The 13,598-nt window shown below is 55.7% G+C and carries 15 protein-coding genes; 4 read left to right on the plus strand and 11 right to left on the minus strand.

The genetic code is table 11. The features are described 5' to 3' along the window. Nucleotides 1-6: 6 nt before the first annotated feature. From NI20_RS0105795 to NI20_RS0105805, 4 genes are read right to left on the minus strand one after another with little or no spacing between them, the layout of a single operon-like run. Nucleotides 7-1,389 (minus strand): DUF6138 family protein, encoded by a 1,383-nt coding sequence (locus NI20_RS0105795; protein ID WP_033120492.1) that lies wholly within the window; start codon nucleotides 1,387-1,389, stop codon nucleotides 7-9. A gap of 14 nt (nucleotides 1,390-1,403) precedes the next feature. Further along, the gene (locus NI20_RS0105800) at nucleotides 1,404-2,519 is read right to left on the minus strand and encodes a hypothetical protein (RefSeq protein WP_033120493.1); all 1,116 of its coding nucleotides are present in this window, start codon (nucleotides 2,517-2,519) and stop codon (nucleotides 1,404-1,406) included. Next, a complete protein-coding gene (locus tag NI20_RS14525) occupies nucleotides 2,516-2,710 on the minus strand; it encodes a hypothetical protein (RefSeq protein WP_081958389.1) in 195 nt (64 codons plus the stop codon). Before NI20_RS14525 ends, NI20_RS0105800 begins: the two co-directional genes overlap by 4 nt. Before the next feature lie 49 nt (nucleotides 2,711-2,759). Next, nucleotides 2,760-3,248: a hypothetical protein gene (locus NI20_RS0105805; protein WP_033120494.1), complete on the minus strand. Its 489-nt coding sequence runs from the start codon at nucleotides 3,246-3,248 to the stop codon at nucleotides 2,760-2,762. Between the two features lie 193 nt (nucleotides 3,249-3,441). On the opposite strand from NI20_RS0105805, the gene NI20_RS0105810 reads away from it, so the two are divergent. Next, nucleotides 3,442-3,765 carry a helix-turn-helix domain-containing protein gene (locus NI20_RS0105810; protein WP_006876442.1) on the plus strand — a complete coding sequence of 108 codons (324 nt, stop codon included), beginning with the start codon at nucleotides 3,442-3,444 and terminating at the stop codon, nucleotides 3,763-3,765. Nucleotides 3,766-3,957: 192 nt separating this feature from the next. Next, nucleotides 3,958-5,100: a DUF4317 domain-containing protein gene (locus NI20_RS0105815; RefSeq protein ID WP_033120495.1), complete on the plus strand. Its 1,143-nt coding sequence runs from the start codon at nucleotides 3,958-3,960 to the stop codon at nucleotides 5,098-5,100. 180 nt (nucleotides 5,101-5,280) lie between these two features. Here NI20_RS0105815 and NI20_RS0105820 read toward each other — a convergent pair whose 3' ends face one another. From NI20_RS0105820 to mobP3, 5 genes are all read right to left on the minus strand, one after another. Continuing rightward, the gene (locus NI20_RS0105820) at nucleotides 5,281-5,502 is read right to left on the minus strand and encodes a hypothetical protein (protein WP_033120496.1); all 222 of its coding nucleotides are present in this window, start codon (nucleotides 5,500-5,502) and stop codon (nucleotides 5,281-5,283) included. Between the two features lie 12 nt (nucleotides 5,503-5,514). Further along, nucleotides 5,515-5,769 carry a helix-turn-helix domain-containing protein gene (locus tag NI20_RS0105825; protein ID WP_033120497.1) on the minus strand — a complete coding sequence of 85 codons (255 nt, stop codon included), beginning with the start codon at nucleotides 5,767-5,769 and terminating at the stop codon, nucleotides 5,515-5,517. A 14-nt stretch (nucleotides 5,770-5,783) separates the two neighbouring features. Further along, nucleotides 5,784-7,592, minus strand: coding sequence for a type IV secretory system conjugative DNA transfer family protein (locus NI20_RS0105830; RefSeq protein WP_033120498.1), 1,809 nt, complete (start codon nucleotides 7,590-7,592; stop codon nucleotides 5,784-5,786). A 290-nt stretch (nucleotides 7,593-7,882) separates the two neighbouring features. Next, complete coding sequence (locus NI20_RS0105835; protein ID WP_033120499.1) at nucleotides 7,883-9,328, minus strand: DUF3991 and toprim domain-containing protein; 1,446 nt, start codon at nucleotides 9,326-9,328, stop codon at nucleotides 7,883-7,885. Between the two features lie 178 nt (nucleotides 9,329-9,506). Next, entirely contained in the window at nucleotides 9,507-11,663 is a 2,157-nt protein-coding gene (gene mobP3, locus NI20_RS0105840; protein WP_033120500.1) for a MobP3 family relaxase, read from the minus strand. A 125-nt stretch (nucleotides 11,664-11,788) separates the two neighbouring features. Here mobP3 and NI20_RS0105845 point away from each other — a divergent pair, with 125 nt between their 5' ends. After that, nucleotides 11,789-12,010: a type II toxin-antitoxin system Phd/YefM family antitoxin gene (locus NI20_RS0105845; RefSeq protein WP_033120501.1), complete on the plus strand. Its 222-nt coding sequence runs from the start codon at nucleotides 11,789-11,791 to the stop codon at nucleotides 12,008-12,010. Between the two features lie 8 nt (nucleotides 12,011-12,018). Continuing rightward, nucleotides 12,019-12,414, plus strand: coding sequence for a PIN domain-containing protein (locus NI20_RS0105850; RefSeq protein WP_197055362.1), 396 nt, complete (start codon nucleotides 12,019-12,021; stop codon nucleotides 12,412-12,414). 36 nt (nucleotides 12,415-12,450) lie between these two features. Here NI20_RS0105850 and NI20_RS0105855 read toward each other — a convergent pair whose 3' ends face one another. Both NI20_RS0105855 and NI20_RS0105860 read right to left on the minus strand, forming a co-directional pair. Beyond that, the gene (locus tag NI20_RS0105855) at nucleotides 12,451-12,858 is read right to left on the minus strand and encodes a hypothetical protein (protein ID WP_033120503.1); all 408 of its coding nucleotides are present in this window, start codon (nucleotides 12,856-12,858) and stop codon (nucleotides 12,451-12,453) included. A gap of 71 nt (nucleotides 12,859-12,929) precedes the next feature. Beyond that, complete coding sequence (locus NI20_RS0105860) at nucleotides 12,930-13,205, minus strand: LPD11 domain-containing protein (RefSeq protein ID WP_197055363.1); 276 nt, start codon at nucleotides 13,203-13,205, stop codon at nucleotides 12,930-12,932. Nucleotides 13,206-13,598: the final 393 nt, after the last annotated feature.

The raw sequence follows: 13,598 nt of genomic DNA on the forward strand, positions 1-13,598 counted from the left end.
TTCTCCTTACGCAAATACCTGCTGGTATTTCTCTTTCAGTTCCTTGGGCGCTGTCTTGATGACCTTGCTGCCGCCGTTTTCAGAGGCTGTGCCCCAGATGGCCCAGAGCAGGCTCTGCCAAGCGATGGCTCGGAATTTCGGGTCCTTGTCCTCTTCCGGCAGGAGATAAGCGGAAAAGCGGCGCTTGACTGTCAGCAGCGCATCCAGGCTTTCCGCATTGGCAATCAGGCTGCGGAATTCCTTGGCAGGCTTCAGCCACTGCATGGACAATGCGCCCCGTACCAATACGCCCAGTGTCCATGCTTGGAAACCGAACTTCTGGATCAAGGCATGAAGGAATTTCTCTTGCAGGGAGGAGTGCTCGTCGTCGCAGAGATCCAAATACTCTGCCACCAGCGGCGCCCACTGTTCTCCCTCCAGCCCCAGAGCGAACACAGCGAAAGTGCCGGGCATCGCGCAGAACTCATCAGCAAAGTTTTCATAGTACTCATACTCCCGCATGGCCAGACGAGCGTATCGCTCTATAGCCGGATGCAGATCGGGGTGCTGCACAGCGCAGGCAAAGAGCTGATTGATGCCCTTCTTGGGCAAGCCGGGAATGGGCAGATAGATTTTCTCCTTTCCTCTGAATTCCACCGAGTAACTGCGGGGGAATTCCTCCTGCTCCAGCACCGCACACAGGTAGTCCAAGATCTCGGCATAGCACTCCTCGGTGGAGTCCTTGGCGGTGATTCGGATGGCAGCAAACGCATCATTGGCCGATGCGGTGAAATGCTCCGTCTTACGCTGCTGGATGTCCTTTGGTAATTTGCCGCTGCCGGCTGTTTTCAGTTGCTTCACCATATCTTGGCGAAGCTGGGAGACCAGGCCGAGGATGTGCTCGGTGGTGAGGGATTCAAAACTTTGCCCGTACACCGTATGGCAGACCGCCACATAGCAGGCAAAGCGCAGCAGGCCTTCATCCACATCCTCGGGGCGCAATTCCGGCCACACGGTGCAGGGTGGAAAGACGGTAAAGCCATCATCCCGCTCTCCCACAAGGAAGAACCGCTCCTGCACCTGCTTTTCTATGTATTTCTCCAATGTATAGCGGATCTCCTGCCAGCCCACCAACCGCCGCAGGGCATCGCAGAATATAACAGCTTCCTCATAGGGAAATCCCTTCAAAGGCAGTTTGGACAGATACCGATCCAACAGCTGGCTGGGAAGAAAGGGTGTCCCGTTGTGATTTCGCACCACGGTCGGGTAGGCGGAGTGATTTTCACGAGCGGTTCCGTTCAGCACATCCTGAATGCAGAGATCCGCCTCCGCCAGCACCTCCGGGGAAGTGTCCGGCTTGTGGATCAGATAGTAGCGGTCATGTACGCCATCACGCTTTGGCAAACTCATGGCAAGGTCTCCTCTCAGGTTTGCTGATGCTGCATGGATACGATTTGGCAGTCTGGACAGAATTCCACATAGAGCGTGCCCTCCGCACAGTCAAACACCGTATCCCACTGGATCTGCGCCAGATACTTCATAGGTTTCCCGCAGTGGGGACAGATGGTATATTCCGCGTCCTGTACCCAGTTGGCAAAGCCGCCGATGGTGTTCACATCCTGACAGGCCGCGCCGTAAAACAGGGGCACAGGCATCTTGCCCAGCACAAAGGGATTTTCCGTGAGGGCCTTGTAGTCCTCGGGACTGACATAGCAATCCGTCTTCTCCGCTCCGTCAAAGAGTTCGGAGGGAAAGACCTCCACGCCGCCATCCAGAGCGAACCGGTTGAAGGCGGGGCCTTTGAGGAATCCCACGCAGCTGGGGCAGCAGGTGGCAGTCAGGACACCATCCAGCCCCAGGAACCGGAGCCGCTCATCCCGGCCATCCAGCACCAGCATGTCCACCATGCGTCCGCCACAGTGGGGGCATGTGTCCTCCCGTGCCCGGCCAATGCGGACGGGAGATTTCTCGCCGGTAGTTCCTTTGACCATAGGATAGCAGGTATCGAAGTTGAGTTGGATTTTCTGGCCCTCTTTGTCGAAGGTCCAGCCGCCGATCTGTGCATAGCTGGATGGGTCCACATAGAGGCCCTTGCGCCAGGGCCGGGGATTTCGCTCCAGCTCCAGCGGCGTCTCCATTGCCTTGTCATCTCCCTGCATAGCAAGGCAACTCATCAAGTTAGAAGCCGCGCTGGAATATTCCGCAGACAACAGCGCATGAATCAGACCATCCCGCACATCGGCGGGAGCGTGATAATAGATTTCACACGGCCAGAACACCTCTGCGGCCAGTGCCGCCCGCTGAATCTCCGGGGTGATGGCATCATGGTACCCCAGCAGCTGCCAGAAGTCGGTGAACTCCGGGTCCTCCATATCAGCCAGCCGCTGGATGTTCTGAATCAGGTTTCTTTGCTTTTCTGTGATTTGTTCCGGTGTCCAAGCAAGAGCAGCCTTCCGCTCCTGTTCAGATTTGCATTTCCAGCACAATCCCTCATAGCCCAAGGGTGTCCCACAGCCGGGGCAGGTGTACTTCAGGCTCATATTCTTTGACTCCTTTCCAAAGATAGAAAAACGCCCTGCGACACGCTGTCACTTGGACAGGCTGACGCAGGGCGCGAAAAGGCCGCAAGGGAGACGCCACATCCACCAGCGGATGTGGTTTCTTCTTCAGCCAAAATCAATTTTTCATATTTGAACAGGACAGCCGTGGACTGTCCCCATTTTTCTTCCATAGCAAGACCTCGGGTTACCAATCTCAAAATGGGTAAACTTTACTATTTATTATATCACATCATCTGTTTTCTTTGGAAGAGGGATTTGCCCCTCAGCCAAATTTGTGATGTGGATTTTTCCTTTTCTCTTTCCCGTCCCGGCATACTCCAGCAGTTCTCTGGCATTGCTGGCCGGATGCCGCACATAGGCAATGAGAAAATCGCTGCGCTCCACCATGTATCGGTTTGCGCGGACGATGGCAAGCCGTTTGGGGACTGTCTCCATATCCGGCGGATAGAACAGAGCGTCGAACGCCTCCGGTAGATCTACTTTTCTGTTGACTGGGTAATATGGGGTCATCAGCATCAGCGTAATATCCGGGTACGCTCGCTTGATCTGCGACAGTGCCCGGATCACCAGGCGGTCGAAGTTTCCATACTGGCCCACCACAAATTCAGATACGCCATATTCTGCAATATGGCGCTCTATGGTTTCAAGCAGGGTTGGGTACACCCGATCCGGCGTCTCCCTATGCCCTATAAAAAAGCAGCTTCCCATCTGACAGCCCTCATACACAGTCGCAGTCATATTTTATTGATTGTGATTCATAATAGAAATATAAAACTCGCGCCAATTTTAATAATTATATCACTAATTATTCGTTGTGTGAAGCGAAAGTTGATGATTTAAGTGCGAACCCGCGCCGCTCCCTTATATTAAAATAATAAGTAGAGATTGGAGGGAGAGGATCATGGACGATAACCGCCGCTATGAAGCGTTTGTGCGTAACCGCATCACAGAGCTGCGGGAACAGAAGGGCGTTTCTGAGCATCGGATGAGCCTGGAGCTTGGAAAGAGCGGCTCCTACATCAGAAGCATCACCAATGGAATTTCTATGCCCTCTCTCCGGGAGCTGTTCAACATCATGGAATACTTTGATTTGACGCCAACTCTTTTCTTTGCTCCTATGGACGATCCGGATTCCCTGCGTGGGATCATAGGCAAGAAGCTGCTTGCCCTGCCGGATGAAGACTTGGAGAAAGTAGCTGTTTTTCTGGACTGGATCAGAAAATAACCGCTCCTACTGGCGTTTGACATGAAAAATATGCCGCTCAGTCAGTTTCTGATAGTTTCTGACATGGGCGGTTTCTTTTTTGCGCTTTTGGGGGAAAGAACTTCCGGCTATTGAAATTTCAAGCTCTTTCCACTAAAATGGATTTCATCGTCTGTTATTAACCGTTCCGATTACAAAGCGAGGTAGGAAAAAATGAACCAAAAAGAAATCAATGAGCTGCGGCGCCGTTTTCGCCCGGAAAAAAGTGCCATCAGCCGTGTTTATGGATGCTATGTCAACAGCAGTAAAGAGATCGTTTCCGATCTGGACGAATCCCTGGGCATGATGCCGCAGGAGGAGTCCGAGAAGTATTTGAGCCTTTTGAAGAAGGGACTGTCCGGTTCCCTGGGGAAAAACCTCATTGACATCGTATTCTCCACTCAGCAGGTAGTGGACAGTGAGGAACACCGCCTGCTCACCACACTGCGGGATTCCCAGCTTAAGGACAACGAGGCCCGCCAGACCTTTTACCACAAGGTAATTGACAGTCTGGACATGGGGGACAGTAGTTACCTGCTGCTCCTGACCTGTGACAGCTACGATGTTCCCCATCGGGGCAAGGATGATTCCCTGCAAGCGGATGCCTCGGATGAGGTGTTCACCTACATCGTCTGTGTGGTGTGCCCCATCAAGGAGGGCAAGGTAGAGTTGGGATATTTTCCCGGTGACAATGAATTCCACTGTGCTGCCGGGCAAACCGTCGCTCCTCCTGAGCTGGGTTTTCTGTTCCCGGCATTCGATGACCGGGCAGCAAATATCTATAACGCTCTCTTTTACAGCAGGAAGGCCAATGAAATTCACCAGGAGTTCATTGACGCGATCTTCCATGTGGAAGCGCCGATGTCTGCCGTTGAGCAGAAGGAAGCATTCCAGTCAGCTTTGAGCGATGCGTTTGACTGCAGTCTGGAAGTGATGCAGACTGTTCATGAACAGCTGCGTGAGAAAATCAAGGAGCACAGGGAGAGCAGGAGTTCGGAACCTCTGGAGATGAGTGCCTCAGAAATAGGGCAAATCCTTCAAAGCTGCGGGATTGCGGATGAACAGGTGGCAGCATTCCAGAAAAACTGCGGCGAGCAGTTTGGTTCGGGGGTTGTCCTGAATCCGGCAAACCTGATCGACAGCAGCCGCTTTGAGATCAAGACGCCTGAGATCACCATTTCGGCTGATCCAGAGTATAGTTACCTGGTGGAAACTCAAATTATCAACGGGCGCAAGTACCTCCTGATCCCCGCAGAAGATGGCGTGGAGGTCAACGGTTTTGCTGTCGGCATTACAGCTGCACAGAAAGACGATTAAATTTCAAAAGCCGGACACAACGCAAGGCGGTATAACCTTTAAGGCCAGATATTGTTTGTTATTTTCTGTCTTAAATAAAATCCTTAGAGTGGGCGCTTCTGGTTGGTTCATTATGAACCGGGACTCGGTCCACATGATATGTAGACCCTCCCCTTGGCGGGAGGGTCTGCTTTTTACAGGCTATCTCACCAGACGGTTTCTTGCTTCCAGTGCTGATGCGTAGTCATGGCCTGTCAAATACTGTGCCGCATCCAGCCATTCCCGTTCGCTGCATGCACCTAAAGGGATCGCGGCAGTGAGTCTGTGCAGCCGTTCACTTTGCTGGGACAGCCGAAGATCAGAAAGAACTCCGCATCCCATTTGATAAGCCAAATAATCCAGTAAATCGATCTCAACCAGCATTGGACACCTCCGTCATACCACATGATACAGATTGGAAGTAAGACTCCCATTCTCCCGCCAGCGGGGATCTTTGCGGAGCAGTCCAGCTTTCACGAGATCGTCCAGCGCTCGCTTAACCGTGGAACGCGAAAGCCCCAGCTCCAGTGCGATGGTCTTGATGGCCGGCCAGCAGCGACCCTCGCTGTCTGCCCGGTCCTTCAGGTACATATAGACGCTTCTGGCTCTGTGGCTCAGATCGGAAGCATAGATATTTCTAAAGCTGTTCATTCTGTTCCCCTCCCTCAAGGCCGAAAGGCCGTCTTGCGTGAATCTGGACTGGCCTGCATACCCTGACTCATGCCTCCCGCAGCAGAGGTTGTTTCCTGCGACGGCTGCTCGGCCACAGTGCCATAGTTGCGCCGGATGATAGACTCCTCCAGTTCCTGCTTGTCAGCATAGGCAACGGACCGCTGGGCCTTCTCCGGCACCTCATAGGGCTTGCCGAACCGGATGCCCCAGTCGAGGAACAGCCGCAGCTTGACCTTCATGGGATGGACGCCGGTCTTGGCCACAATAAAGCTGCCCTTGGGCATGGATTTGAGTTCGTCCGGCGTCATGAGGGGGCGCTCCATCATCTGGAGAGACTGGCTGGGGTCATTCCTCCCACGGGAGATACTGCCGCTCATCACCGTCCGGCTGCCGAGGGCTTTGGAGAGCTCCACCGCTGTCTGGCTGGCCGGGGCAAAGCCACCGTATAGGTTGACCTGGCAGTTGTCCACGATGATCTCAGAGCCTTCCTTCCCATAGTTCTTCTGAAGCTGTCCCGTAATGCTCTGGACGATAGGCACCAGCATGAGTCCTCTGGACCGGGAGGCGGAAAACATCAGTTCCAGCGACTGAATGGGTGGGCAGGTGCCCAACTCGTCCGCGAAGAATACCACCCGGTTCTTGAGCCGGCCGCCGTTCTCGTCAGCCACGGTGAGGATCTCCCGATACAGGTTCTGGAGGATCAGGCTGACCATAAAATACTTGGTCTGGTCCTCCTCGGGCAGTACGATAAAGATGGCGGATTTCTCATTGCAAAACTTCTCCGCGTCAATGGCGGTGTCAAAGCAGAGAATCTGCTCCATCTCCGAGTCGAGGAAGGCGTTTAGGCGGGACAGTACCGTTGAGATCACGGAGGCCATGGCCTGCTCCGCCGTGTTGAGGGCGGACCCGGCAAACCAGCGGGCCTTATGATTAGGCGGGAGCTTTTCCAGTAGAAGCTGGAACTGATTCTTTCCCTTCACCCGGCTGGGAGCCAGCAGTTCCTGCACCAGCTTGAACACCGACACGATGTGACGCTTTTCAATGGGATTTCCGTCCGCGTCCTCGGTGGGCAGATACTCGGCCACCAGCAGGAACATGGCAGTCAGCAGGCCCTCGGCGGAATCGTAGAAAAAGGCGTTTTGCCCATACTGGGCGCTGTCGCCGCCGCTGGTGTTGATGAGCGTCTTGGCGAGGATCTTGGAGTATTTCTCCGCCTTAGCCTTTGCTGCCAGGTTTTTGGGGTCGGCCTTATAGATATCCATGTACTTGTTGATCAGATGAAGCAGGTTGTTGCCGTCCGAGCGGGTGGGATTACGCAGATCCAACACGGCGATTTGGTATCCGTAGCAGTCCTTGGCAATACCGGCATAATTGCGGAACAGGTCGCCCTTGGTATCCGTGCAGAGGAAGGACATCCCGCTGGCGAGGGCATATTCGATGTTGGGGTACAAAAAGAACGCGGTCTTTCCGGCGCCGCTGGCGGCGGTGACCATGGCGTGGATGTCATCGGTGTCCACCAGAGCTGTAATATGGTCTTTGGGCCCTTCGCAGCCAAGGACAAGGCCCTGCTTTTCCGGCAGATGCTCTCCCTTGCGCCACAGCTCTGGTTCAAAAGGGACATGGGCATAGGTCTGCCGAATCTCCTGTTTGGTAGCCCAGCGTGCGGTTCCGTGCTGCCCGTCGCCCACAGTCTTGGATTTGATTCCGTCAAGGGTATAGTAATGGGAGAGAAACGCGAGGCCGCCGATCACGAGAAACATGATGGCGCCTACCACGATAAGTGTTATAACTTGCGTTGGCACATGATCCTCCTTTTGATATCTACGCCTTAATATCAGAAGGGGATGTTCAGTTTTCGCTTTGTCTGCTATAATAAATTGGTATGAGGTGATTGCTTTGATTTGCGCATGTGACCATTGCTACTATCTGTTTGAGGCGCCGGAACTGCCGGAGCAATGCCCGGACTGTGGAAAGCAGGCAACCCGGCCAGCCAATAAGCAGGAGCGGGCAGAATATCTCAGCAGACAAACAAGCAGCCAGGAAGAAGCGGAGGAGTGGGACTGAGCCATTCCTCCGCTTTGCTGCTTCAGGCTTAGGCCATCACTGGCTCAGCTTCCCTCTGGGTCTTTTCCTCTTTCTGCCGCCGTTTGATCTCGTCGGCCTCGTACTTGACCGGCACCTTGGCACAGGAGATGGCCAGCTCCAGCCATGCGCTGGCCACCTCTTTTTTCTCTGCCTGGGTACGGATACCCTGGCAATTGTTCTTGGCCAATACGCTTTGGAATTGCATGGCGATCTCATCCGCCCGGTTCTTGAGGATACCCCGGTTCTGATGAGGCAGGATGTGGCTTTCTAAAAACCGGCCGCCCTGCTCAGTGGTCAGTGCGGTACCCATCTGTTTGCACTCCCGCAGCACCACCGAGAGGGCCAGCGCCGCCATGGTCTCCATGCGGTCCATTGCCTGGTCAAAGCGTCCCCAATGAAGGTCGTTTCGGTACTGTTGGAGCAGATTGGGGATCTGATAGACCGCCCGGTCCGGCTGGGCCTCTTGGCACTTGGCCCCGATCCGCCGGCAGACGAGCCCCGCCACCGCAATCTGCGGGTGCTCCTCGGCTGGCTGGGCCTCCAGCCCATGCCGCGCTTTCAGATCCTCGTCCCAGTCCTTGTACTCGGAGCGCAGCGGGGCAACCTGTGTATAACCATGCTCCCGCAGGATATCGGCGAGCCGCCCCGCAGCCTCGATCCCGGCGGCATCGTGGTCCAGGCAGAGGATGACCTTCCGCAGATTCGGATTTTTCTCCAGCATCCACAGCATGGCGTGTTCCGCCGTGCCGCAGAGGGCCGCGTAGCTGTGCCGCTGCCAGTCCTCCGGGTACAAGGTCAGAAAGGCCAGCAGGTCGATGGGGGCCTCAAATACATAGAGGCGGTCGCTGGTCCCGGTCCAGTGGAAACTGCACCGGGGATCACTGCCCTCTATGTTGCTCCGGTAGCTCTTGCCCTGGGTGTAGAGGCCCCGCTTGTGGGCGTGACGGGCAGCGCCGTGTTCATCGAATCCAACGAACACAGCGTTGTGGTACTCCTTTGTCTTGTCTTTGGATGGCTCCCGGCTCTCATAGATCAGCCCCTTCTGCGCGAAAGCATTGAGAACCTCCCGGCTGATATGCCTCTGCTGGAGCAGATAGGCATACACCCGCCGCATGGTCTGATTGGCGGGTGGCGGGACAAATTCCTTCGGCTCGTCCCGTTCCTTTTTCTGAGCTGATACATACACTTCGCCTTTCTCACCGCCCAGCAGACGGGTCACCGCTTCGGGGTAGGTCAGGCCGTAGAAATTTTGAACAAAAGAGATAGGACCGCCGCCCTCCTCAGCCTCATGATCGTACCACTCACTGCCACGAACAGTAATACTGTGATCTGATGCAAGGCGTTTATCCCGGCCGGAGGGGATGAGCTTCTCTCCCTGCCGGCGCAGGAACTCCACCAAGTCGACAGAGTTGGCCCGGAGTTTTTGCTCATCTGTGAAGTGGATATAGGGCATGGTATGCCTCCCTCCATCATAGAAAACTCACTGATTTCGCCCCCCGCACTTCCGATGGAATGGGACGGGCCTGTTGGGGCGCCGCGGTTGTTTCTTCCGGTTCCGCGGCTGCTCCGTCCACATCGGCGGCGCCAGACTTTTGACTGCTTGCTTCCGTTTCAAAAAAAGGCCTCCTTCACTATAGCTGCATTTCTGGCTCATGGTCATCGGCCTTATGCCCCTGCGCGATCTTCTTCGCCCTGATCTTCCGCAGGAGCTTCCGGTCCACCGCCACCCGGATACCGCCGGAGGGCGGCGGCTGGTTTTGTTCCTGGAAGATGTTGGCCAGATGATGGAGCAGCGAAACAACGGCCGCCATGGGCGGCTGGCCCAGGCGGTCATCCATGTGTTCCAGAAAGTATTGAGCATATTCGTTACCCTGATCCACCGCCAGCTGGAACCACTTGGTTGCGCTGGTCCTATCTTTTGGGATCTCTTTCCCAAGCAGATAGAGTTTGCCGAGGGCATACTGGGCATATTGATTGCCCTGCTCCGCCGCCGCGGTGAGCCAGTGAATGGCGGTTTTTATATCCCTCGGCACATCTTCCCCCTGGAGCAGCAGCTTGCCCAGCCGGTACTGGGCAAACTGGTTCCCAAGTTCCGCGGCATATGTGAGCCACTTCAGCGCGGCCATTGGGTCCTTGGGCAAAACCGCGTCACCGGCAAGATACAGTTTGCCAAGGGCAAAGGCGGCGAAGCTGTTTTCCTGCTCTGCCGCAGGCGTAAACAGCTCCACCGCCTTTTGAATATCTTTTTCCGTGCCTTGGCCGTCCCGATAGATTTTGCCGAGCACGTATTGGGCGCGGTCCTGACCAGCCTCCGCCGCCTTTGTCAGCCACTCCAACGCCTGGGCCGTCTGCTCCGGTGTAGCGGACGGATCATTGAAAATCATCCGGGCCAGTTGATACTGCGCGTTGGGATTGCCCAGCTTGGACGCCCGTTCAAACCACTCCCTGGCTGCCGCTTCATCCTTGCCAATTCCCACACCATAGAGGAGCCTCCAGCCAATGCGGTACTGCAATTTATCGTCATTTTCCGGGGCGGACTCCGGCGGAAATTCCACTGGGTCACCCCAGCCGTCATCTGGCTGGGACGGCTCTGACAGCGGCGGGGCTTCCTGGGCCGCCGCAGCACCGCCGTCCCCCTGGTCATCCGGATGGAATACCTGCTGGCGAGCCCCCAGCTTTACCGCTTCCTCAATGACGATGTTTTTGATCCGCTTGAATTCCTTCTGCTGGGAAAGGGGCAGGCGCTGGGGGAGGTCATCCTTGTAGGTGCGGAGTACCTCCTCCCGCAGCTCGTACCACAGGTCGTAGGCTTGGGCAACTCTGGGATCTCTGGCCAGCTCGTCCACAATCTCATCCACCACAGCCTTCAGCGGGGCCTTGAGGTAGCCGTACTGCTTCCTGCCTCCGGTATGCCGCAGGCGTTCCGCCAGATGCTCCATCAGCTCCTCCATACGGTCGTTGTCCCCTGCGCCGCTCCGCATCTGCTCGATGAGCTGTTCCATCACCCAGCGGGCGTCCTCATTCAGCGCGTCCCGGCTCTGGGTCTGCTTCTGGTAGAGCTCTGTGAGCTCCTGCCGGAAAATTTCTTTTGCCAACCCCGACTTGATTTGGGCGATGCCTTGTTTGGTCAGGAATCCTTTGGATGGATCTGCACTGTAGCAGACCATGTGGACATGAGGGTGGTGGGCCTCATCGTGGAAGGCGGCGTACCATCGAAAATCCTCCCAGGGGATCTTCATTGCCGCCGCCATTTCCATAGCATACTTGGAGAGCAGGGCTTTCCATTCCTCCGCCCTGTCATAGCCGAGGCGGGCGGCGTCCTCCCGCCGCAGGGAGATGATGGGCAGCCACACATTTCCGGGGTGGGCCGCAACCGCTTCCGCCACCCGTGCCAGTACGAGCTGATCTTCCTCGCCGGTAAACAATCCGTGGGAGCCGACGCGCTGGGCGCGGGGACGGGTGGCGATGTATTTTAGATAGTTATCTTTCTTCGCGATCTGGTCATAGTTGTCCTCCAGAGCGCGGGTGATGAACTCCGATGCATTGGCACAGGTTGGCGCGGCCGCGTAGTCCTCGTATTCAAATATCCCCCGGCTGAGTGGGAAGTCCTGCAGGATCTGTTCCACCAGCTTTTTCTGGTTTGACGTGGCCGGCCACCCGCTGCGTCCCGGATCGACGCGCTCCGCACCGCTCCGTGTGGCCATATACTTCACATAGTTTTCAAGGTGTGCGGTGGCGGCGGAGGTGCCGCCCTTGATGTGGGGGCATTTGAAGATCAGGCGAGGCACAGACAGTCACCACCTTTTCACACGGTATCGAGCAGGAAATCGAGCGATTTTGTTGACAAGATTGTTCGATATGCGTATAATAAAGATAAGAAAAACCATACTAACATCTGGAGGAGGGAACCGTTATGATCGTGACTGCGACTGAGTTTAAGTCCAACCTGGGCAAGTATCTGGACCTGGTCGCCACGCAGGATGTGTATATTACCAAGAATGGAAAGAACATTGCGCGTTTGACCAGCCCGTCCACCAGCAAGCTGGCAGTCCTGGATGAGTTGGTGGGCATCGCCGCGGGCGCGCCTGTTCAGGATGAGGATTCTGTCCGAAGGGAGCGTCTGGCAAGGCAATGAGGATCGTGGTGGACACAAATGTGATGATGGACATTTTGCAGCGGAGGGAACCGTTTTTCGCAGATTCCTATCAGGCAATCCACTCGATCATCCAGGAGGATGGCGAGTGTATGCTCTCTGCTTCCGCCGCCACTGATATCTTCTATCTGCTGCGGAAGGCGCTCCAGTCACCTCAACAGGCAAGAGAGCGTTTGGCGCAGCTGGCACAGCTGGTCACCTTTGCGGATGTGGCTGGGCTGGACATCCATACCGCGCTCTCACGGCCGATGGCTGACTTTGAGGATGCCGTGGTAGACGCGGTGGCGGAGCGGAACGAGGCCGATTACATTCTGACGCGCAACAAAAAAGATTTTGCCGGTTCCGTGATTCCGGCTGTCACACCAACTGAATTTCTCGCTCTGTAACAACGCGGCCACTCTTGATTTGAGTGGCTGCGTTGCTTATTCCACGCCACGCTGGTAGTCGATGGCGTCCTTGAAGCTGATACGCCCATTGGTCTGCTTCACTTCCCGGACGGACCGGGCGCGGAGTGTCTTGAGATCCTCATCGCTGATCTCCATGCCCGCCGCCACCACATTCATTACCATATTGACCTCCACCGCCAGCTTGAAGAGCAGACGGGCGATGCGGTTCTCACTGTCCTGGACGGTCCCGCGCATGGCCGCCACCAGTGCGGGCGGCAGATACGCCGTGGCCTCCTTGCCGGAAACATAACCGGCGTAGAAACGGATTGCCTTTTCAATAAACTCGTTCTGGCTCTGGCAGTTATCCCTTTCACAGAGTTCTTTGACCAACCGCTGCGTTTCGGGCGCTATGCGCAGAGCAAACTTGATTTTTTCCCTCGCCATACTTTCCTCCAATCAAAATGTCCTGACCTTCGCATGTTCAGGGCTTCGTCATTTTGAACGGCCTCCTTACTTCAAAGCTGGATGCCTCCCATGCTCTGATTTTGGGGACAGAGCATCCTCTCCTCATAACTGAGGATCTTCTCCATGGTCAACCACTCCGGCTTGCCGTCCTCCGGGAAACTGTCCCACAATTTTTTCATGAGTTCAATCTGCTCACGTTCATCTCCCTCCCAAAGATATTTGCTCTCATGGTCTCCGTCACCGAGGTAGTACTCGCAGTCCAACCGCATGCGATCTAAAAGCATATATCGAAAAATTTCATCTTGCCTCAGTGGATCAAAATCCATACGGATATCTCTCCTTTTTCTTCTCATATCCCTGTTTTAATTCCGGATAAACATTGGAGTGATGGGCAATTCCAGCCGTGGTGACCCCCGGCCTGATTCCATCCCCTGAAAAGTGACCCCCGCAAAACCGTTCCCCGACCCGCATTGCGGGGCGGTGTGAGCCGAGTGGGGGGCGCTCCGCGACCCCCACTCTTTATCCCGCACTGTTTTCGACCCCTCGGTTCACCCTCGCTAAAAGCGGAGGCGAGAGGCCATCAACGCAGGACGGCTACCGCTCATTTTTGGGACTGCCGCACAAAGCCCCCGCAAACCGCTGGGAGGTGCCGCAGGTGTACGGATGCCATCCCGCCTTGGAAAAGGGCACACAGGGCCGTACAGGGGGCAACGGCGGGG

It is taken from the genome of Oscillibacter sp. ER4 (genome assembly GCF_000765235.1).
GTDB lineage: Bacteria > Bacillota > Clostridia > Oscillospirales > Oscillospiraceae > Hominicoprocola > Hominicoprocola fusiformis.